Annotated in this window: 13 protein-coding genes; 12 read left to right on the forward strand and 1 reads right to left on the reverse strand. The window is 67.3% G+C overall.

Annotation, left to right across the window (positions count from 1 at the left end):
* Positions 1-196: 196 nt before the first annotated feature.
* From HV798_RS14720 to HV798_RS14745, 6 genes are all read left to right on the forward strand, one after another.
* The gene (locus tag HV798_RS14720) at positions 197-6,466 is read left to right on the forward strand and encodes an ESPR-type extended signal peptide-containing protein (protein WP_175216464.1); all 6,270 of its coding nucleotides are present in this window, start codon (positions 197-199) and stop codon (positions 6,464-6,466) included.
* Between the two features lie 27 nt (positions 6,467-6,493).
* Positions 6,494-8,188 (forward strand): autotransporter outer membrane beta-barrel domain-containing protein, encoded by a 1,695-nt coding sequence (locus HV798_RS14725; protein WP_175216465.1) that lies wholly within the window; start codon positions 6,494-6,496, stop codon positions 8,186-8,188.
* Positions 8,189-8,387: 199 nt separating this feature from the next.
* Entirely contained in the window at positions 8,388-9,164 is a 777-nt protein-coding gene (locus HV798_RS14730; protein WP_175193027.1) for an IclR family transcriptional regulator, read from the forward strand.
* A gap of 5 nt (positions 9,165-9,169) precedes the next feature.
* Positions 9,170-10,789, forward strand: a complete 1,620-nt coding sequence (locus tag HV798_RS14735; RefSeq protein WP_175193026.1) for an OPT/YSL family transporter — start codon at positions 9,170-9,172, stop codon at positions 10,787-10,789.
* 39 nt (positions 10,790-10,828) lie between these two features.
* Positions 10,829-11,770 carry a DUF1177 domain-containing protein gene (locus HV798_RS14740; RefSeq protein ID WP_175193025.1) on the forward strand — a complete coding sequence of 314 codons (942 nt, stop codon included), beginning with the start codon at positions 10,829-10,831 and terminating at the stop codon, positions 11,768-11,770.
* Between the two features lie 32 nt (positions 11,771-11,802).
* Complete coding sequence (locus tag HV798_RS14745) at positions 11,803-12,489, forward strand: AroM family protein (RefSeq protein WP_175193024.1); 687 nt, start codon at positions 11,803-11,805, stop codon at positions 12,487-12,489.
* 136 nt (positions 12,490-12,625) lie between these two features.
* Here the strand turns inward: HV798_RS14745 and HV798_RS14750 are convergent, their stop codons facing one another.
* Complete coding sequence (locus HV798_RS14750; protein WP_175193023.1) at positions 12,626-12,814, reverse strand: hypothetical protein; 189 nt, start codon at positions 12,812-12,814, stop codon at positions 12,626-12,628.
* 482 nt (positions 12,815-13,296) lie between these two features.
* Here HV798_RS14750 and ydiK point away from each other — a divergent pair, with 482 nt between their 5' ends.
* The 6 genes from ydiK (at position 13,297) to HV798_RS14780 (ending at position 22,663) form a co-directional block, all read left to right on the forward strand.
* Entirely contained in the window at positions 13,297-14,403 is a 1,107-nt protein-coding gene (ydiK, locus tag HV798_RS14755) for an AI-2E family transporter YdiK (RefSeq protein ID WP_175193022.1), read from the forward strand.
* Between the two features lie 101 nt (positions 14,404-14,504).
* On the forward strand, positions 14,505-15,683 hold the full coding sequence (locus HV798_RS14760) for a cystathionine beta-lyase (RefSeq protein ID WP_175193021.1): 1,179 nt from the start codon (positions 14,505-14,507) through the stop codon (positions 15,681-15,683).
* 300 nt (positions 15,684-15,983) lie between these two features.
* Positions 15,984-16,709, forward strand: a complete 726-nt coding sequence (locus HV798_RS14765) for an RNA pseudouridine synthase (protein WP_175193020.1) — start codon at positions 15,984-15,986, stop codon at positions 16,707-16,709.
* 399 nt (positions 16,710-17,108) lie between these two features.
* Complete coding sequence (locus tag HV798_RS14770) at positions 17,109-18,047, forward strand: S66 peptidase family protein (protein ID WP_175193063.1); 939 nt, start codon at positions 17,109-17,111, stop codon at positions 18,045-18,047.
* A 280-nt stretch (positions 18,048-18,327) separates the two neighbouring features.
* Positions 18,328-19,134 (forward strand): transglutaminase family protein, encoded by an 807-nt coding sequence (locus tag HV798_RS14775; RefSeq protein ID WP_175193019.1) that lies wholly within the window; start codon positions 18,328-18,330, stop codon positions 19,132-19,134.
* 124 nt (positions 19,135-19,258) lie between these two features.
* Positions 19,259-22,663 carry a transglutaminase family protein gene (locus tag HV798_RS14780; protein WP_175193018.1) on the forward strand — a complete coding sequence of 1,135 codons (3,405 nt, stop codon included), beginning with the start codon at positions 19,259-19,261 and terminating at the stop codon, positions 22,661-22,663.
* Positions 22,664-22,670: the final 7 nt, after the last annotated feature.

Raw genomic sequence — 22,670 nt, forward strand, 5'->3', positions numbered from 1 at the left:
ATTGCCCCACTTGCGGTGACTACGGTGTAGGAAACGGACGGACGCCCTTGTAGAAATTTCCTACGTTGGCACAGGCGGACGACGGCGAGCTGAACTAGAGGAAATTTCCTCAGGCCTGTCGGAAATGGCATCACCCCGCGAGGGCAGCGCGATCCGATCATGGGAACTGTTTAGAAATCCCTGAAGGTCATTGCACATGAACATCGCCTACCGCATTATCTGGAGCCAGGCCGCCCAAGCCTGGGTCGTCGTGTCCGAATGCGTGCGCGCACGCGGCAAGCAACGCAGTACGCGCCGGGCCATGGCCCGCTCAGTATTCTGCGCGCTGGCCGTCGGGGCCGCGGTGTGCGGGCCGGGGGCCGGGTTCGCTCACGCAAATGACTACACGCCCGGCACCGCCAACAACGGGGGCCAAGTCATCAACGTCAATGGCGGTGTGGGGTCGCTTGACGGAGCGGTCAACTTCACCGGATCGACCGTCATCAAGGGCACCGGTTTGAGTCTGGCGGAAGCCTATAGAAGGGGGTTTCTGACCGGTGCCGTGGACCCCGCCGGATTGTTCTCGGTGGCAACGGGCGCCAAGAACGTCGGCATATCGGTGGTCGATCCGATCACCCAGGGCTCGTTTGTCGTCAACACCTATTCCAATGACCGCATCACCCAGGGCGCGGTCTCCGGTATGGTCACCGCGTTCGATGCGTCTTCCGCCACCGCGGCCATCTTCTTCGACGCGTCGCTGGCTACCGTGTCGGGCGGGGGCACGTTCAATATGAATGCGTCGGGTCAAGTCGGCGATGTCACCGTCAAGGACACGACCTACGTCAAAGTCACCGACGGCACGGCTAACTGGAATTCCAGCAACACGATCGCCTTCTCCGGCGTCAGCCCCGATGGCCTGCGCCCGTATGACCTGAACCTGACGTCGTCTTCCTATAGTGGCAGGTTTACCGTCCAGCTGGCAGATGGTCCGCATGTTCAGACGGTAGGAAACCTTGCGCAATTCAAGGCTTACAACACCTGGCTCATTTCGCAATTGCGCGCCGGCAAGCTGGGCAGCGGGGCGGCTGCGCAGACGGCCTACGACAATGCCATTGCGCAGGCTTATACCAACACCAACAGCACCTATCACGCCACGCCCACCACGGGGACCATCGCCGCGGACGATCCGTTGCTCAAGCCATTGGGCACGCGAGTGGGCATGCAAGCCGACGGCGTTTCAGCCGTCGGCCACGTTACCGCCACGGGGGTATTGGTTAACCTCACCGAGTCAGGCGGCGGCACCTTGCTCAAGGCCTCCAATGGCGGGCTGATCATCAACGACGGGACCGTGACCAACACTCGCGCCACCGTCGGCATGGAAGCCGATTCCGGCGGACGATTGATCAACAATGGCGTGCGCAATCTGGGGGAGCAGGGCACGACGCCCAGCGCGGGCAGCAATCCCGATCAAATCCGGGACGCCGGCACGACTTATGTCAACAATGGCATCGTGAACCTGGCCTCCTGGACGTTCAGCACCAATAACGCCAGCGTTCAGACCGCGCTGGTGGTGTATCCCGGCTCCGCCGCAACCAACAACGGCGCAATGAACCTGGGTACGCGCGCGCCCACCGGCACGGGCCGGCTGATCGGCGTCAATCTGCAGTCCGGCAGCGCCGTCTCGCGCTTTACCAACGGGGTCGATGGCGTGATCTACGTCGGCCGCGCGGCATCCGCTGATCTCTCGGCGGCTGCCATTCACCAGGGCGGCGCGGATGTTGCGGTGGGTACCGGCGCGGCAGCGATCTATGCGCCCAGCAATACCTATGTGCGTAACGATGGCACGATCGTGATCGGCGACAAAGTGCAAAGCGGCATTGCTATCCAGACGCGCGGCTCTCTGGTCAACGTCGTCAATGCGGGCACCATCGACGTCAGCGGGCATTTCAACGCCGCGCCGCTGGTCAACATCGGTATTCACAGCGTGGCGGGGCCGGACAGTTCCGTGGACAACGCCGGTACGATCAACCTGCGCGGGGTCAACAATATCGGTATCCAGGCCGTGTCCGGCGGCCGTGCGGTGTCCAGTGGCGTGATCAACGTGCTGGCCGGTGTCGATGCGGCGTCCGGGCTGCGCAACTACGCGATCTGGTCCGAAGGCGCCAACAGCAAGGTCACCCTGTCCGGCGCGGTCAACCTCACCGGCGACGGCGCTATCGGCGTGCATGCCCGCAGTGGCGGCGCGGTCGCGGTATCGGGCGCCGGTATGGTGAACTTCGGCGGCGGCATCAAGCAGACCGGGTATTTTGTCTACGGTCCGAATGCGCAGATCACCAATAACAGCACCAGCGCGCAGGTGGTCTCCACCGAGAGTTCCACGCTGTTTCGCGTGGAAGACGGCGCCGATTTTACCGGCGCGGCGAGTGCGACCTCGGCATTGACGGCGGCGGGCAAGAACTCGGTGGCCATGCTGATGACTGGCGTCACGGGCAGCGACGTGTCGGCCTTCAATTCGGGCGGCATGACCATCAACCTGGCGGCCGAAGGCGCAACCGGCGTGCGCGTCGAGGGCGGCGCCCAGGGCAAGATCGCGGGCACCGCGATCATCAACATGAACGATCCGCACGCCACGGGCGCCGTTGCCGGCATCGCCGACGGCCAGAAATACGACCTGTCCGGCAACGCCGTCGGGACGGCGGTGGGCGGCGCGCTGGCCGATGGCCGCGTCGATGCGGGCGCAGCCGGCTTTGGCACGGGTACCATCCTGGTCAGCGGCGCGACGCTCACGTCCGATCTCAGCGGGGTGACCGGCTACATTGCGCGCAATGGCGCCGAGGTCAACAATTCGGGCGACATCGTCTTTACCGGCAACCGCGCAACCGGCCTCCTGGTCGAGGCGGGCGCGCGCGGCGGCAACAGCGGCACCATTACCGTGGGTGCCGGCGGCACCGGTATCCGGGCCCGCGATCCCAGCGGGTTGCTGGCCACCAACGTCAATACGTCGGGCAATCTGGTGCTGAACGGTGGCGACTTCGACAACCGGTCGGTGGGCATCAGCGCCAGCGGCGCCAATACCACGGTCAACATGACCGGCGGCAACATCCGGCTCAACGGTAACGGCGCGGTTGGCGTAGAGGCCTTCAACGGCGCTACCGTCAACCTGTCGGGGTCGGCCATGCCGCTTTTCTCGGCAACGGCCTCTGGCCAGATCCTGTTCCGGTTGCTGGGCGACGGCGCGTCGATCAACACGAACGTGCCGGCCGGCACCGTATTTGACGCCTCGGCCAAGGATTCCACCCTGTACCGCCTGGACGACGGCGCATCGCTGAACGGCCGCATCCAGATCTCCGCCAGCGGCGAGAACGCCACGGGGATCTACGCCAGCGGCTCCGGCACGACCGTCACAGTAGCCAGCGGCAGCCTGTTCACCTTGAGCGGGGAAGGCGCCCAAGGTTTGTACGTCGCGGGTGGCGCGCATGCCACCGTCGCTGATGGTACGGTCATCAACCTGACCCAGGCAGGCGCCACCGCCGGACTGGTGGACGGCAATCTGTATGCACTGGACGGCACTACCGTGTTGGCCACCAACACCGGCGCCACCCTGACCAACGGCGCCGCGTTGAACTCGACCCAGGCTGGCGCCGTGGGCTTCACCGCACAGAATCTGGGTGCGCTCGTCAACAATGGCAGTCTGCGCTTTTCCGGGGCGGGCTCCCAGGCGATCCGCGTGGAAGGCGGCTCGGTGCGAAACACCGGCAACATTCAGGCCAACGGTACGGCCGTCTTTGTGGAAGGCGCCAATGCCCGGATGGACAATCAGGGTGGGCAGATCATTGCTACGGACGGCCGCGCCGCCGTGGAACTGGGCGCGGGCGCGAGCCTGGACCTGGTGGGGTCGGGCCTGGGCACCGTCGAAGGGCGAGGCAGTGCGCATGCCGTGCTGGTCGATGCCGGGGCCACCGCCCTGAACGTGCGGGGCGCACATCTGGTGGTGAACGCCGCGGGCGCGACCGGCAACGGCATCGAGAACGCCGGTGAAATCTCTGGCATCGAACTGTTCGACACCACGATCGACGTCACCCACGGCATCGGCCTGCGCACCGGCGCCACCATCAGCAAGACCAATAGCGGCACGATCAATGTGTCGGGTTCGGGCGCCGGCATTGCCTTCCAGGCGGCCGACGGCAGCCATATAGCCAGCAGTCTTGACCTGTCCGACTCGCAAGACCTGACGGTCAACGTGACCGGCGCAGGCGGGCGCGGCATCGTGGCCAACACGACGGGTACCGTCAATACCGCGGTCAATGTTGACATCCGGAACGCGGCCGGCGGCTCGGCCCTGGTGCTGGGCGACGGCGTGACCACGGTGGTCAACGGCGGCCGGCTGACCTCGACCAGCACGGTGGCGGCGACCGTGGCAACCAACAAGGTCAATCACTTCACCAACAGCGCCACCGGTTCCATTACGGCGCCTAACGGCACGGGCACGGCGCTGTCGTTCGACAGCCAGTCCACCACGCTGGTGAACCTGGGCCGTATCGCCGGCCTGGTCGACCTGGGCGCGGGCAGCAACATTCTGAACAACGCCGGCACCATCGATGGCGATGTGCAGGCAGGCCAGGGCGACAACTCGCTCACCCTGGACGGCGGCAGCGTGACCGGCAGCGTCAAGCTGACCGGCGCCAGCGGCACCAATTCCTTGCTGCTCAAGAAGGGCGCCAGTCTGGCGGCCTTCCTGGGTTCGGGCGGCAACGACACCGTCACGGTGCAGGGGGCGGGTAATCGGTTCACCTCGCTGGACGGGGGCGCCGGCAATGACGTGCTGGTGTTCGACGATGCCAGCTATACGCTCAGCGACAGCAACGCGATCCGTGCGTTCAATCAGGTCACGCTGCGCAACGCGTCGACGCTGACGCTGCAGACGGCGTTGGGCGGCAAACCCGCTGCCGGCGCCGCCATCAACCTGGATGGCCGGGACGCCAAACTGGTCCTCAAACCCACGGTCGTAGGCGCCGTGACCCTGGGCAATGCGCTCACCGGCACCGGCCTCTTGCAGGTGGATACCGGCGGCAGCCATGCCTTCGACTTCGCGGCCAGCGCGGGCACCGCGTTTGCGGGCACCTTGTCCATGGACCGCGGCACGTTCCTGTTGGGCGGCACCAATACCGCCGCGCTTGCCGGCGCCACCCTGAAGATGGGGGCCGACAGTGTCACGTCGGTCGGCAATGGAACCCAATCGATCAGCGGGCTGGCCTTTGACGGCGGCACGCTGGTCTTCAACGCCACCGTGCCTGGCCAGATCACCGCGCCCGGCACCATTGCCACCGGTACGCTGGACGCCAGCGGCGGTGGCGCGGTACGCGTGACACTGCCGGCCAGCGTCGTGGCGACCGCGCCCAACACGCCGAACGCGATGAACCTGCTGGCGCAGGATGACGTGAACACGGGCATCAAGCTCGTATCGGCGGGCGCGACGCTGGGGTCGGCGGGTGCGTTGGCGCTGCAGGACCAGAACGGCAATGCCATCACGGCAGCCCGAGAAGTGGACCTGAGCCAGGGCGGCGATGTGGTGGCCAAGGGCACCTACGACTTTCGCCTGACCACGGCGCCGGGCGACGGCCTGTACGTCAACTACGGCCTGACGGCGCTGGACCTGCAAAGCGGCAAGACGCTGACGCTGGCGCAGGATGCAGGCGCCACGGGCGCCAACGCCGACCTGTCGGCCAAGCTCACCGGCACGGGCAACGTGTCCATCAATGCCGGTAGCGGCGTGCTGTCGCTGTCGAACGCGGCCAGCACGTATGAAGGTGAGACGGGTGTGGCCAGCGGCACGCTGCGCCTGGACGCCAGTGGCGCCCTGGGTCAGACCCGCGCACTGCGCATCGCCGCGAATGCAACAGTGGACATGAATGGCAAGACGCAAGCCATCGGCACCCTGGCGGGTCTGGCGGGCTCGTCGCTCGACCTGCGCGGCGGGGCGCTGTCCATCACCAACGGCGGTTCGTCGGCGGGCCAACTGGCCGGGGCCGGCGCCTTGAACCTGAAGGGTGGCACCTTGGCGGTGCTGGGCGCCAACACGGGCCTCTCGGCGCGCACCACCATCGATGCCGGGGCGTCCGCGGTGCTGAACAGCCCCGCCGGCTTGGGCTCCGGTACGATCGCCAACGCCGGCCACCTGCAATTGAAGGGGGCCAACGGTACGCTGGCCAATGGTTTGAGCGGCGCGGGTACCGTGGCGCTGACCGACGCGGCCAGCGTCAATGCGGCAGGCGACAACAGTGCCTTCTCGGGTCGCTTCATTACCGACGCCGGCACCACGCTGACCGCCTCGCAGGCCGCCAACCTCGGTACGTCCAGCATTGCCAACGCCGGCACGCTGGTGCTGGATACCGCTGACAACTGGACGCTGGAGAACGCGGTGTCCGGCACGGGCGACCTGATCAAGCGGGGCTTGGGTACCCTGACCGCGGGCGCCAACCTGGCGTAGACGGGCAAGACGGCCATCCAGGCTGGCGTGCTCAGGTTCGGAGGCCCCGCGCAACCCGGCGCGACGTTGGGCGCCGCGGGCGCGGGTACCGTTACGGTCGCCGCCGGTGCGGGCCTGTTCGGCGACGGCACGGTCCAGGGCGCAGTGACGAACCAGGGTTCGCTGGGCCTGTTCAATGCCTTGAGCAATGCTCGCAGCGCCGCGCCGGGCACGTTGACGCTGGCCAATGGCCTGACCAACAGCGGCACGTTGTATGTGGCGGGTGCGGCCGTCGGCAACACCCTGCGCGTGCAAGGCAACTACGTGGGGCAGGGCGGTTCGATCGTGATGGCCACCTTCAAGGGCGACGACACGTCGGCCACCGACAAGCTGGTGCTGGATGGCGGCCACGCATCAGGCGACACCGGCCTGGTGATCCGCCATGCGGGCGGCAGCGGCGCCCTGACCACCCAAGGCATCCGTCTGGTGCAAACCGAAAACGGCGCGACGACGACAGCCGATGCCTTCCATCTGGATGCGCGCTCGGACGGCTATCGCCAGGGCGTGGGGCAGATTGCAGCGGGCGCGTACGACTACCGCCTGGCACGTGGCGGGGTCGGCGGCACGGCCAATGACTGGTATCTGGTGTCGACGGCGAGCACCTTGCCGCCGATCGGGCCGACCAATCCCGACCCGGCAGATCCCGCCAAGCCGACAGATCCGGCCAAACCGACCAAGCCGACCGATCCGAGCAAGCCGACGGACCCGGCGAAGCCGAATCCTGTTCCGCCTGCGCGGGACGAGAATTACCGCCCCGAGGTGGGCGCCTATCTGAACAACAAGCTGGCGGCCAGCACGCAGCAGCAGCACTCGTTGCGTGACCGTATCGGCTACGCGCCGGGCGCAGACGGCCAGCCCGAACGCGCCGGCTGGGTACGCATGGTGCGCGGCCAGGACAGCCGCGATGGCGCGGGCAGCATCAAGGACACGTCCACCCATTACCTGATCCACGGGGGCAGTGATCTGCTGCGCTTCTCGGTGGGCCAGGATGGGTCGATGCGCATGGGCGTCATGGCGTCTTACGGCACCAGCAGCAGTCGGGCCCGCAGCAACGGCTTGAGCGCCAGCGGCAAGGTCGAGGGCTACAACATCGGGGTCTATGGCACGTGGTTCGGCAATGCCGACATCCTGACCGGCCCGTACGTGGACACCTGGGCCATGATGGGCCGCTACGACAACACCGTCAACGGGCAGGGTTTGCCCAAGGAAAGCTACCGTTCTCGCGCCAGCTCGGCGTCGGTCGAAGCGGGCTACTCGTTCAAGCTCTACGACAACGGCACGCGCCAGCTTGCGCTGCAGCCGCAGGCTCAAGCCATCGTCACCCGTTACCAGGCGGGCGACCACCTGGAAAAGACCGGCACCCACGTCAGCGATCCGTCGCAGACCAGCGTCACCACCCGGGTTGGCGTGCGCCTGCAAGGACGCATCGACAACGCCCAGGGCGTGGCGCAGATGCTGCCGTTCGCCGAGCTCAATTGGTTGCGCGGCCCCGCCTCGCAGACGGTGCGTTTCGATGGGCAAGCGGTGCGCGAGCAACTGCCGGCCAACCGGGTGGAACTGAAGGCGGGCTTGCAAGGCAATGTCACCAAGTCGCTGACCTTGTCGGGCAGCCTGGGGCTGGAAACCGGTGCGCGCAATTACCAGGATGCCAGCGGCCAGATCGGCGTGAAATACGCCTGGTAAGACCGCCGCGCCCGCCAGGGCGGCCAGGGCAGGGACCGGCTTTGTGCCGGTCCTTTTTTTTGCCTGTTTCCGGTGCTTGGGTCCCCGCGCCGGCCGGGGGCGAGCGGCCGGAACCTAGGGTTAGTCCTCGTTTCCCGCGGATTGGCCAGGCGTAAAATTGGCTCATTAACTGGAACCAAGTCTCATTTTTTGGAACTTTATGGCCTCACTCGAAAACGCCGCCATCATCCTTCGCCTGATCAACCAGCTGCATCGCAAGGTCACGGTGACCGATCTGGTCGAGCATCTGGCCATGCCGAAAAGCTCGGCGTCGCGCCTGTTGGCGCAGATGAAGGACCTGGGGCTGCTCGACCGTGAGGAAAGCACCCGCGCCTATGGCCCGGGCGTGATCATCCTGGAACTGTCCCGGCTGGTGCGCGAGACCACCACGCTGTCCGCGCAGATGCAGGACGCCCTGAAACGGCTCAGCGCCCAAAGCGGCCATACCGGCTACATCTCGGTGCTGGAGGGCAGGGACATCATGGTGCTGCACGTGCAGCACGGCACGCATCCCCTGCGCGTCACCACCCACCCCGGCCACCGTTCGCCCAGCTGGGCCACGTCCACCGGCCGCGTGCTGCTGGCGCGCGACAGCGATGCGGAAGTCGCCAAGCGGCTGGGCAAGTCGCTGCCCTTCATTTCGGACAACGCGCCGCGCACCGTGCAAGACGTTCAGGCCCTGCTGCAGGGCGTGCGGGAATCGGGGTTTGCGGTGGCGATCAATGAAGCCATCCCCGGCGTGGCGTCCATCAGTTGCGCCGTGAGCGACCCGGTGTCGATGGAGCGCTTTGCCATGTGCCTTTCCTTTCCGGCGGCGCAGGCCGATGCGGCCAGCGTCAAGGCGCTGGCCGCCGAGCTGCTCGCGGAAGCCTCCACCCTGGGCCGGCTGGTTTGCGATCCGGCCTGGGGTTCTCCCGTTCCTGTCACTCAAGTGTGAGCACGATGATCAAGTCCACCCCCCAACCCGCCGTAGAGCCCCATAGCGCTTCGGCACACGAGGGCCCCCCGTCGCATCCCAGGGCACTATCGCTTTCCAATCTGATCCTGTTGGCCGCGCTGAGCGTGTTCGGCGCCGTGATCGGCATCCAGCTGATCGTCACGCTGGGCGTCACGCCCAATACCTCCATCATCGGCGCGCTGGTCGCGATGATCCTGTCGCGCATTCCGGTGCAGCTGCTGCGTTCGTACCGTTCGGTGCACGCGCAGAACCTGGCGCAGACCGCGATTTCCTCGGCCACCTTCGGCGCGGCCAACAGCCTGCTGCTGCCGCTGGCCATTCCGTATCTGCTGGGCCGCCCCGACATGGTGCTGCCGATGTTCCTGGGCGTGGGCCTGGCGATGCTGCTGGACGCCTACATGCTGTATCGCCTGTTCGGCAGCACGGTGTTCCCGGCCACGGGCGCCTGGCCGCCGGGCGTGGCGGCGGCCGAAGCCATCAAGGCCGGCGACCAGGGCGGCACGCAGGCCAAGCTGCTGGGCCTGGGCATCGTGGTGGGCACCGTGGGCTCGTGGTTCAAGATTCCCATGTCGGCGTTCGGGGTGGCCTTCATCGGCAACATCTGGGCGCTGGCGATGTTCGGCATCGGCTTGCTGCTGCGCGGCTATTCCGAACCGCTGTTCGGCGTCGACATCAGCAAGCAATACATTCCGCACGGCATGATGATCGGCGCGGGCCTGGTGGCGCTGGTGCAGGTGGTGATGGTGATGCGCAGCAAGTCCGGCCCCAAGGCCAGTGGCCCGACCGGCCCCAGCGTGGGCAGCAGCCTGCGCCTGGGCGGCGTGGGCTACATCCTGTTGTCCGCCGGTATTTCGCTGTTGGCGGGGTTGTATGCCGACATGTCGGTGCCGATGCTGCTGGGCTTCATCCTGTATGCCGCCTTTGCTGCCTTGGTGCATGAATTGATCGTGGGCATCGCGGCCATGCATTCGGGGTGGTTTCCGGCGTTTGCCGTGGCGCTCATCACGCTGCTGCTGGGCCTGTTGATCGGTTTTCCGCCGCACGCGCTGGCAATTCTGTGCGGCTTCTCGGTAGCCACCGGCCCGGCCTTTGCCGACATGGGCTACGACCTGAAGGCCGGCTACATGCTGCGCGGCAACGGCGCCGACATGGCGCTGGAACTGGAAGGGCGCAAGCAGCAGCTGATCGCCGCCATGATCGCCTTTTTGATTGCCATTCCGGTGGTGTATTTCAGCTACGGCGCGCTGTTCGAGAGCGGCCAATTGCCGCCGGTGGCCAAGGTGTATGTCGCCACCATCAACGCGGGCGCCACCCCGGGCATTGCGCACATGCTGCTGATCTGGGCCATACCCGGCGCCGTCATCCAGTTGATCGGCGGCCCCAAGCGCCAACTGGGCGTGCTGCTCGCCACGGGCCTGTTGATCGCCAATCCGCTGGCCGGCTGGGCCGTGGCGGCCGGCATCGTGCTGCGCCTCTTGATCGAGAAGGTCGGCGGCGAAAAGCACCGCAACCATATGGAAGTGTTTGCCGGGGGCATCATCGCCGGCGACGCCATCTTCAGTTTCTTCAACGCCACCATTACCTCGCATTTTGGCAAGAAGTGATTCCCCCTTCTTGTTGTCTTACCCAGAAAGGAACCCGTTGTGAGTCTTTCCCAAACCTTGCAGGCCTTTGAAGCGCTGGACAGCGCGTACGCGTCCGGCGACACCGTGGCCAGGCTGCTGGCCCCATACCCGAACGCCAGCGTCACCGTCACCCAGATCCGCGGCGCCAACGGCTCGACCGACTTCGTGCGCGTGGTCATTCCCGGTGCCCAGGGCAAGCGTGCCGGCGGTTCGGCGCCCACGCTGGGCATCGTCGGCCGCCTGGGCGGCATCGGCGCGCGGCCCAGCCGCCTGGGCCTGGTGTCCGACGGCGACGGCGCCGTGGCGGCGGTGGCGGCCGCGCTGAAACTGGCGCACATGCAGTCGCAGGGCGACGTGCTGGCCGGCGACGTGATCGTGGGCACGCACATCTGCCCCGACGCGCCCACCCGCCCGCACCAGCCGGTGGATTTCATGGATTCGCCCGTGGACATGAAGGCCATGAACGACCATGAACTGAGCGACGAGATGGACGCCGTGCTGTCGATCGACACCACCAAGGGCAACCGCATCATCAATCACAAGGGCTTTGCGCTGTCGCCCACGGTGAAGCAGGGCTACATCCTGCGGATGTCGGAAGACCTGCTGCGCATCATGGAAACGACCACGGGCCGCCCGGCCGCGACCTTTCCGATCTCGATCCAGGACATCACACCCTACGACAATGGCGTCTACCACGTGAACAGCATCCTGCAACCGTCGGTGGCCACCTCGGCCCCGGTGGTGGGCGTGGCCATCACCGCAGAGACGGTGGTGCCCGGCTGCGGCACCGGCGCCAGCCACGAGGTCGACATTGCCGCGGCCGCCAAGTTCGCCGTGGAAGTCGCCAAGGAATTCACCCAGGGCAAGTGCCAGTTCTTCGACCGCGAAGAATTCGCTGTGCTGCAAAAGCTGTACGGCTCGCTGGCGCACTTGCAGGGCGTCCAGGTCCAAAAGCACTGATACCGCCGCGCTGATACGCAAGGAGCATCGCCATGTCCACCCCCGCCCAACTGGGCACCATCACCATCGGGCAGGCGCCGCGGCCCGACATCACGCCGATTCTTCTTCAGCACTTGCCGCCCGGCGTCTCGTGCGTGCATGCCGGATTGCTCGACGGCCTGTCGCGAGGCGAGATCGAACAACGCTATGCCCCCCAGGGCGACCAGCCCACGCTGATCACGCGTTTGCTGGACGGGTCGTCGGTGGTGGTGGACAAGGCCCGGATGCTTGAATTGCTGAGGCAGAAGGCGGCGGCGCTGGCGGCCCAGGGTTGCCGCTACGTGCTGGTGCTGTGCACTGGCGTATTCGATGACCTTGAGGCGGGCGGTGCGTGGCTGATCGAGCCGGACCGCATCGTGTCGCCCACCGTGGCGGCGCTGGCCGGCGGGCGGCAGGTGGGGGTGATCGTGCCCTTGGCGTCGCAGATGGCGTCCGAGGCGCATAAGTGGCGTGCGCTGGAACAGGCGCCGCTGTGCGCGGCGGCCTCGCCCTACTCGGATGAGACCGCCACGCTGGCGCAGGCCGCACAAGACCTGCGGCGCCAGGGCGCCGAAGTGCTGGTGCTGGACTGCATGGGGTTTGTCGAGCGCCACCGGCAGGTGGCGGCCGAGGCCTCGGGCTTGCCGGTGATTCTGTCGAACGCGATCATTGCGCGGCTGACGGCGGAGCTGCTGAGCTGACGGCCAGGGCAGGCCGGCGAAAGTGGCCGCCGGCCTCTGCCGGTACTGCGCCGCAGCCTGGCGGCTGGCCCGGTCATCGGGTCAGGTCCAGGCAGGGTCAGGGCCAAGAATCGTCGCGGCGCCCGGCCATCGCGTCCTAGCGGCCGGGATACACCCCCTGGAACGGCGTATTGTCGGGTTCGCCGAAATTGTCGGCGTGATAGTTGGCCGGGTCCGAACGCATGCTGGACTTCTGGCCGCTGGCGCTGCTGCCGCCGCCCGGCGTCATGGTGCAGCCGGCTAGCAGGATGGCCAGCACGAGGCCGGCAGTGGTCACGAGTTTCATCACAAACCTCCACAAAGAAGCTTGCCGGAAAAGCGGACCGGACTGGCCGGTATCGCCTGCATCCACTCCGGCGTGCCACATGCGCGCCGGATGCGGGCGCGATGGTGCCTGTCCAGTCAGGCAGGCCGTAGTCGGGCCGCCTGGCGGATGGGCAGAAACGATGGCAAGCAAATCAACACAGCCTATCGAGGCCTCGGGCACCCGGCATTGCCGGGTGCGAGGGGCTATCGCGGCGCCTCCTGGCGGCAGGCCAGGGGCGTCCCGCGACAAGCGATCCACAGCATGTCTTGTTGGGAGGGGGAACAGCTCATGGGGCATGCCCACAGCAAGTGGTGTGCCCGGGCGGGGCGAAAGCAGCAGGGCGGCGCCTGGGCGGACTTGCTGTGGCCATTTTCCTCCCGCCCGGGTGACTCGTCCACGGCTATTTCGGATAAATTCGTACACGTCCAAGGCACCTTGGGCCCATCCGCCTGGAGCACCGCTTGAACCCGATCCCGCGCCCGACCTCTGATCTGCCCCGTAACCTGCTGGTCATCGTCATCCTGCTGGCCCTGATGATCGGCAGCCTGTATGTGCTCAAACCGTTCCTGTTCGGGCTGATCTGGGCCACCACCATCGTGGTGGCGACCTGGCCGGTGATGCTGGCGATTCAGCGGCGCTGCGGCGGTCGCCGCTGGCTGGCCACGCTGGCGATGCTGGTGGTGCTGCTGGTGGTGATCGTGCTGCCGCTCTACCAGGCGATTTCCACCCTGGCGCTGCACGGCGGCGCCATCATGACCGCCATCAAGAGCCTGCCCGACTACGCCCTGATGGCGCCGCCGGGCTGGGTGCGCAGCGTGCCGCTGGGCGGGCCGCGCATCGCGCAGGAATGGCAGGCGCTGGCCGATGCCGGCGCGGGCGGCCTGCTGGCGCGGCTGGAACCCTACGTGACCCTGGCGGCCAAATGGCTGCTCAGCAACGCGGCCATCGTGGGCGTGTTCGTCATGCACATGCTCATCACCATCGTCATCGCGGGCATCCTGTATTTCCAGGGCGACGTGGCGGCCAATTTCGTGCAGCGTTTCGCCAACCGGCTGGCCGGGCACCGGGGGGTGGCGGCCGTGCGCCTGGCAGGCCTGTCGATCCGCGCGGTGGCGCTGGGCATCGTGGTGACCGCCGTGGTGCAGTCGGCGCTGGGCGGGCTGGGCTTGTGGATTGCCGGGGTGCCGGCCGCCGGCATCGTCACGGCCCTGATGCTGATGCTATGCCTGGCGCAGCTGGGGCCTTTCCTGCCGCTGCTGGGCGGGGTGGTGTGGCTGTTCCAGAACGAGATGAAGCTGGCAGCCGTGATGCTGCTGGTGTGGGCCGTGCTGGTGACGATGCTGGACAACCTGCTGCGCCCCATGCTGATCAAGCGCGGCGTGAACCTGTCGATGCTGCTGATCCTGGCCGGGGTGCTGGGCGGCATGTTCGCGTTCGGCATCGTGGGGCTGTTCATCGGCCCGGTGATCCTGGCCGTGACGTCGACGCTGCTCAAGGCCTGGGTCGACGAAGTGCCGCCGCCTGAAGCGGGCGCGCCGGCCACGCTGAAGCATCCGACCGAGCTCTGAACGCGGGCCTGGGCCCCGCGCCACCGCAAGCTGGTGCAATTCTTATCGGCGCGGGCGGCTTATCCTTGGCATAGACCACAACCCGCCACCAGGAGCCGCCCGTGACGACCCACCCCTCGCAACCCTTCGATTGGCGCAGCGCCGTGGTGGACCCCGCGCCTTTGGCGCCGGAAGGATTCCGGTCGCTGGTCACCCCGACCAGCCGCGGTTCGACCACGCTGTTCGAGCGCGCCGCCGATCTGCGCGACGATTGGGATGCCGAGAAATCCCCCTACACCTACGGCTTGCACGGCACGCCCACGGTGCTGGAGCTGGGGGCGCGCATCGCCCGCATCGAACAGGGCCGGCACTGCTTCATCACGCCGGGCGGACAGGCGGCCATCGCCTTGATCTACCTGGCGTTTTGCGGCGCGGGCGACCACGCCTTGCTGCCCGAGACGGCCTATGGCCCCAACCAGGGGCTGGCCGGCGGCCTGATGCAACGCCTGGGTGTCGAGGTGGAAACCTACGACCCGATGATCGGCGCGGGCATCGCGGCGCTGATCCGGCCCAATACCCGGCTGGTCTGGTGCGAAAGCCCCGGCTCGGCCACGATGGAAATCCAGGACGTGCCGGCGATTGCGGCGGCCGCGCACCGGGCGGGCGCCGTGGTGGCGCTGGACAACACCTATGCCGCGGGCGTGCTGTTCGACGCCTTCGCGCACGGCGTGGACGTGACGATGCAGGCGCTGACCAAGTACATCGGCGGCCATAGCGACCTGCTGCTGGGGTCGGTGACCTGCCGCGACGAGGCGCATTACCGGGCGCTGGGCGAAGCGCGCAATTTCCTGGGCATGGCGGCGTCGCCGGACGATTGCAGCCTGGCGCTGCGCGGCCTGCAGACGCTGGCGGTGCGGCTGGACCAGCTGGAACGCAGCACGCTCGAGGTCGCCCAATGGCTGGCCGCAAGGCCCGAGGTGCAGACGGTGCTGCATCCGGCGCTGCCATCCTGCCCCGGGCACGAGATCTGGCGGCGCGACTTTACCGGGTCGGCCAGCGTGTTTTCGATCGTGCTGGGGCCGCAGCCGAGCTGTGCGCAGATCGAGGCCTTCGTGGACCGGCTGCGGCTGTTCAAGATCGGCTACAGCTGGGGTGGCGTGACCAGCCTGGTCGCGCCGTACTTCAAGTTGCGGCGCACGGTGCGGCCGTATGGCGACCGGCTGGTGCGGCTGAACGTGGGGCTGGAACCGGCGCCGCTGCTGATCGCGGACCTGGAGCAGGCGTTGTCGGCGCTGGGGTGAACCCGGCGTGGCGGATGGGCGCTTTCGGTGATGGCTGGCGTCGTGTCCGGCAACCGGATTCGGCGCTGGCCTGCGTGATGCCCCGGCCGGGCGGCCCGCGCGCCCAGGGGAAAGCGCGTAACATTCTGGCCTTGGGGCCACCGTCAATGCAGGCTTGCGTGATTCAGGCCTGCATCAACGCCCCCGTTTCGCCTTTTCCGCAGTGTCCAAGATGACGATTTTTCCGCTGAATTCCTCTACGCCCATTCCCGCGCTTTCCCGCCTTGCCCTCGTGTCCGCCACGCACTCGGGAGGCCGGCCATGAGCGACAGCGTCCGCCTGGCCAAGCGGCTGGCCACCGAACAATCGTGCTCGCGCGGCGATGCCGAACGCTATATCGAAGGCGGCTGGGTGGCCGTGGATGGCAAAGTGGTGGAAGAGCCCGGTTTTCGCGTCGGCGCCAACCAGACGGTGAGCCTGCTTGCCGGCGCCAAGCTGGAAGACATGCGGCCGGTGAGCGTGCTGGTGCACAAGCCGGCGGGCCTGTCGGCATCAGACCCGCAGGAATCCGCGCTGGACCTGATCGTGCCTGCCAACCTGATGCCGGGCGACCGCTCGGGCCTGCGTTACCTGAAGCGCATGTTCAACGGCCTGAAGCTGGCGACGCCGCTCGAGCGCGCAGCCAGCGGGCTGGTGGTGTACACGCAGGAATACGCGGTGTCGCGCAAGCTGGTCGAAGAGGGCCGGCACGTCGAACAGGAATACATCGCCCAGGTGCGCGGCACGCTGGACGCGGCCGGCTTGGCGCGCCTGCAACGCGGCCTGGCCTACGAGGGCCGGCCCGCCACGCCCATGAAGGTCAGCTGGCAGAACGAAACCCACCTGCGCTTTGCGCTGAAGACGCCGGCGCTGGGGTTCATCGAATACGTATGCGACACCGCCGGGCTGCAATTGCTGGGGCTGCGCCGCTTGCGCATTGGCCGCCTTCCGATGGCGGGGCTGGCGGTGGGGCAGTGGCGTTATCGGCTGGAATACGAGCGGTTCTAGGCCCGTTCCAGGCCCCGAAAGACTTCAAGTAAATTCTCGGATAACCTCAAGTGGATTCTCGAAGGACTTCAAGTGATTTCTCGAATAGCTTCAAGTGAATTCTGGAATAACCTCATTTTTTACTTGATATTTATTCGATAAGTATTTAATAAATAATAATAAAACTTAAAAGGACGCTGCATGCCAAGCTCGCCCGGCCGTTCGTCGCCCGCTTTCAACCCGCACCGCCGCAGCGTGTTGCGCGCGGTGGGTGCCATGGGCTTGTCGAGCCTGGCGCTGGCGGGCTGCGCCACGCGCTCGCCGAACCGTGGCGAAGGCGAGCAGACCGCGCCCGGCGACTTGTCCGGCAGCCAAACGGGCCAATCCCTGTCCAACGCCGCCCCCCGGCGCGACGCCCCGGTGCCGGCCTTGCGGCCCGGGGGCTGCGTGGCCATCGTGGCGCCCGCGTCGGCCGCCGATGGCGCGGCGTTCGAAGCAGCCGACTGGTTGCAGGCCCGGGGCTTCGAGGCCCAGATCATGCCCGCCGCGCTGACCCGCAGCGACGCGCCGTTCGAGTACCTGGCCGGCGACGACGCCGCCCGGCTCAATGATCTGCACGCGGCGTTTGCCGACCCGGCGATTGGCGCGGTGTGGTGCCTGCAAGGCGGTTTCGGTTCGTGGCGCATTGCCGACAAGCTGGATTTCGGCCTGCTGCGCAAGCACCCCAAGCCCTTCATCGGCTATAGCGACATCACCGCGCTGCACCTGGCTATCCAGCGGCAGGCCGGCTTCGTGACCTTTCACGGGCCGATGCTGGCGCAGGACCTGCTGGCCGGCAAGGCCGAACCCACCGCCAGCCATGTGCTGGCCATGGTGGGCGGGCAGATCGGGCAGGGCGCCTGGATCGATGCGCCCCCGGAATCGAACCCGGTGGTGCTGGCGCCCGGCGTGGCCACGGGCCGGCTGGTGGGCGGCAACCTGGCGCTGATCGCCGCCACCATCGGCTCGCGCCACGAGATCGCCACGCGCGACGCGATTCTGTTCATCGAAGACGTCAACGAGGCGCTGCCGCGCATCGATCGCCTGCTGTCGCAATTACGCGCGGCCGGTAAATTCGACCGCATCAAGGGCGTGCTGGTGGGCAATTTCACCCGCCTGGGGCTGCCGGGCGGCGATGCGGCGGGGCAGTTTCAGCTGTTTCCGCTGTTGCAGGAACAATTCCAGGCGCGCGGCATTCCCGTGCTGGCGGCCTGGCCCAGCGGCCATGGCGATCCCAACCTGACGCTGCCCTTGGGGGCGCTGGTGACGCTGGATACCCAGCGCCGCGGGCTGCGGCTGGAGCAGCCGGTGGCGGTGTAGGCGCACCGGTATGGCCGGGTCAGCCGCCAAGGGTTGATCCGCGATGGCGCGTCGCGGCGGCACCGGCTTGGTGCCAACCCCCTTGCCGTGGCATTATTTTCATTCGCACCGCGTTTGCCGCGGCGGCGTTTCCCTCCGTACGGCGCAACCTGCGCATCCCTGTCAGGGCTTGGCACGCTAGTTGCTAGCAGTAACGTCACAGACGGTCATCAAGATAAGCGCAAAGCCGGCATCTGCCCAAGACAGGCAGGGCCGGCGTGATCTTGCAAAGGAGACGTTCGTGAGGCATCTCGTCAAGCACGTTACCCGTTACCGCTATGCCGCGCCGGTCAGCTACAGCATCCAGACCCTGCGGCTGACGCCCCGGCTCGATGACCATCAGCGCGCCTTGCGCTGGCACATCCAGGCGCCCGGCGACATCCAGGCCCAGGTGGACGCCTACGGCAACGTGGCGCACACCCTGATCCTGAACCGGCGCCACCGCGAGGTCGAGATCCAGGTCACCGGCCAGGTCGAGATTGAACCTCGGGCCCAGGGCCACGTCGGCCAGGAAGACCACCGGCTGCCCGTGCATGTGTACTGCGTGCCCACCGCGCTGACCCACGGCGACGACGCCGTGCGCGGTTTTTCGGGCCGGGTGCTGCCGCGCGGCCTGTCCACCCCCGAAGATGCCTTGTCGCTGGCCGAAGCCATCTGCGACCGGGTGGTGTACGCCCCCGACGACGATACGGCCGGGGGCGAGCCTTCAGGCGCTGCCCAGGTGCTGGCGCTGGGCCGAGGCGGCAGCCGCGACCAGGCCCACCTGTTCCTGGCCTGCGCCCGGGCCTGCGGCACCCCCGCGCGTTACGTCAGCGGCTACCTGTACACGCAGGAAGACCAGGCCGTGGCCCATGCCTGGGCTGACATCTGGCTGCCCGAGCCGGGCTGGGTCAGCGTGGATGTGACCCACCGCCGCTTTGCGTCGGACCGGCACTGCCGGCTGGCGGTGGCGCGCGACCATGATTCGGCCTCGCCGGTGCGCTGGCTGCACGGGCAGGGCGCGGACATGTCCACCCAGATTTCCGTGACGATGCAAGCCGGCGCCTGAGCGCACGCGATTTCCCGCTTTCCCCATTTTTTTGCGGCATTCAATCCGCGCCTGGCCGGGCGACCGATCACCGGCCAGGCGCGTTTCAGTATCCTGGCCCCAGGCCCGGTCTTCGGAGAAGGCAGTGACGATCCACGTAGCGCTCAAGCATGTGACGCAGTACCGATATGACCGGCTGGTGGGGCTGTCCGCCCAGGTGTTGCGGCTGCGGCCGGCGCCGCATAGCCGCACCCCGATCCTGTCGTATTCGCTGAAGGTCGAACCGGAAAACCACTTCATCAATTGGCAGCAGGACCCCTTTGCCAATTACCTGGCGCGGCTGAATTTTCCCGACAAGACCCGCGAATTCAAGATCACGGTGGACCTGGTCGCCGAAATGGCGGTGTACAACCCGTTCGATTTCTTCCTGGAACCGGGCGCCGAGGAATACCCGTTTGACTACGACGAAGGGCTGGCCCGCGAACTGGCGCCGTACCGGGTGCGCGACGAGGCCACGCCGCGCTTTGTCGATTTTCTGGAACGGGTGGACGTGCGGCGTCAGCGCACCGTGGATTTCCTGGTGGGCCTGAACCGTCAGATCCACCAGGAAATCAAGTACTTGATCCGCATGGAGCCGGGCGTGCAGACGCCCGAGGTGACGCTGACCCGCAACGCTGGCTCGTGCCGCGATTCGGCCTGGCTGCTGGTGCAGGCGCTGCGCCACCTGGGCCTGGCGGCGCGTTTCGTGTCGGGCTACCTGATCCAGCTCAAACCCGACGTGAAGGCGCTGGACGGCCCCGGCGGCGCGGAAAGCGACTTTACCGACCTGCACGCCTGGTGCGAGGTCTACCTGCCCGGCGCGGGCTGGATCGGGCTGGACCCGACCTCGGGCCTGTTGGCAGGCGAAGGGCACATTCCCCTGGCGGCCACGCCCGAGCCTGGCAGCGCGGCGCCGGTGACGGGCGCGGTGGACGAGGCCGAGGTCGAATTCACCCATACCATGGAAGTGACGCGCATCTTCGAATCGCCGCGCGTGACCCAGCCGTATTCCGATGACCAGTGGCAGGCGATCCGCGATCTGGGCCTGCGCATCGACGACCGGCTGGACCAGATGGATGTGCGCCTGACCATGGGCGGCGAGCCGACCTTTGTGTCGGTCGAGGACCGCGAGGGCGCCGAATGGAACACCGCGGCGCTGGGGCCGACCAAGCGCGGCTATGCCGTGGCGCTGTTGAACCGGCTGCGCGAACGCTACGGCGCCAACGGCTTTCTGCACTTCGGCCAGGGCAAGTGGTATCCGGGCGAACAACTGCCGCGCTGGGCGCTGTCGATCTACTGGCGCGAAGACGGCCAGGCCTGCTGGCAGGACCCGGCGCTGTTCGCCGACGAACGCGAACGCAGCCGCTACGGCGCGGCCGACGCGCGCCGCTTCATGGGCGCGCTGTCCGCGCGGCTGGGGCTGGGCGATGAGTACATTGTGCCGGGCTACGAGGACGTCTTCTATTACCTGTGGCGCGAGCGCCGCCTGCCGGTCAACGTCGACCCGTTCGATTCGCGGCTGGACGACGAGATGGAACGCGCGCGCCTGCGCCGCGTGTTCGAGGCCAGGCTGGACAGCGTGACGGGCTATGCGCTGCCGGTGCGCCGGGGCGACGGGCCGGATCTGGATGGGCCAACCTGGGTGTCCGGCCCCTGGTTCCTGCGCGATGAACGCATGTATCTGTTCCCGGGGGATTCGCCCATGGGCTACCGGCTGCCGCTGGATTCGCTGCCCTGGGTGGCCGAGGCCGATGCGCCGGTGCTGCTGGAGCGCGATCCGTTCGAGGCGCGGCGGGCGTTGCCGGCCGCGGCGCCGCTGCGGATGCAGCCGTGGACCGGGGGGGCGGCGGGCAGGGACGCCGGCCAGGGCAACGGTCCGCGCGGGAACGGACAGGCGGCCACGGGCCAGGCAGGCTATGCCGGCCCGGCCACGGGCACCGACCCGAACGGCAACGCCGGCCGCAGCCCCGACAAGTTCGAGTCCGCCGCCTGGGTCACCCGCACGGCGCTGTGCGTCGAGGCCCGCGCCGGAGTGCTGTACGTCTTCATGCCGCCGTTGCAGCGCCTGGAGGACTACCTGGATCTGGTGACGCAGGTGGAGACTACCGCCCGCGACCTATCGGTGAAGATCGTGATGGAAGGCTATCCGCCCCCGCGCGATCCGCGCCTGAAGGTGCTGCAGGTCACCCCCGACCCCGGCGTGATCGAGGTCAACATCCACCCGGCGTCCAACTGGACCGAACTGGTGGACCACACCGAATTCCTCTACCAGGCGGCGTTCGAGACGCGCCTGTCGACCGAGAAGTTCATGGCTGACGGCCGCCATACCGGCACCGGGGGCGGCAACCATTTCGTGCTGGGCGGCAAGACGCCGGCCGACAGCCCGTTCCTGCGCCGCCCCGACGTGCTGGCCAGCCTGTTGGCGTACTGGGTCAACCATCCGTCCTTGTCGTACCTGTTTTCAGGGCTGTTCATCGGCCCGACCAGCCAGGCGCCGCGCATCGACGAGGCCCGCAACGACCAGGTCTACGAACTGGAACTGGCCTTCCAGGAAATCCACAAGCGCTGCCGGGAGCAGGGCGCCCAGGTGCCGCCCTGGATGGTGGACCGGGCGCTGCGCAACATTCTGGTGGACGTGACGGGCAACACCCATCGGTCTGAATTCTGCATCGACAAGCTCTATTCGCCCGACGGCCCCACGGGGCGGCTGGGCCTGTTGGAGCTGCGCGCCTTCGAAATGCCGCCCCATGCCCGCATGAGCCTGGCGCAGCAGTTGCTGCTGCGCGGGCTGGTGGCGCATTTCTGGAAAACCCCCTATACCGCCGGGCTGACGCGCTGGGGCACCGAACTGCACGACCGCTTCCTCTTGCCGGCTTTCGTGAAGATGGATTTCGCCGATGTGATGGCCGATCTGAACGAGGCCGGCTACGCCTTTGACGCGGCCTGGTTCGCGCCGCATTTCGAGTTCCGCTTCCCGCTGTTCGGCGACGTGGCCGCGCGCGGCATCCATCTGGAACTGCGCGGCGCGCTGGAACCCTGGCATGTGATGGGCGAGGAAAGTTCGTCGGCGGGCGCGGTGCGCTATGTGGATTCGTCGCTGGAACGGCTGGAAGTCCGGGTGACCGGGCTGAACGGCAGCCGCCACGTGGTCACCGTCAATGGCCGCACGCTGCCGTTGCAGCCGACCGGCACGGTGGGCGAGTACGTGGCCGGGGTGCGCTACAAGGCCTGGTCGCCGCCGTCGGCGCTGCATCCGACCATCCGCGTGCACGCGCCGCTGACCTTCGACATCGTCGACACCTGGAACCAGCGGTCGCTGGGCGGCTGCCGCTACCACGTGGCGCATCCGGGCGGGCTGAACCCCGAGAGCTTCCCGGTCAATGCCTACGAAGCCGAAAGCCGCCGCCTGGCCCGTTTCGAAAGAATCGGCCATACGGCGGGCCGGCTGGACCCCGCGCCGGCCCGGCCCAGCCGGGAATTTCCGTTCTCGTTGGATTTAAGGCACGATTGACGCCTCT

Source organism: Achromobacter deleyi, assembly GCF_902859705.1.
Lineage (GTDB): Bacteria > Pseudomonadota > Gammaproteobacteria > Burkholderiales > Burkholderiaceae_B > Achromobacter > Achromobacter deleyi.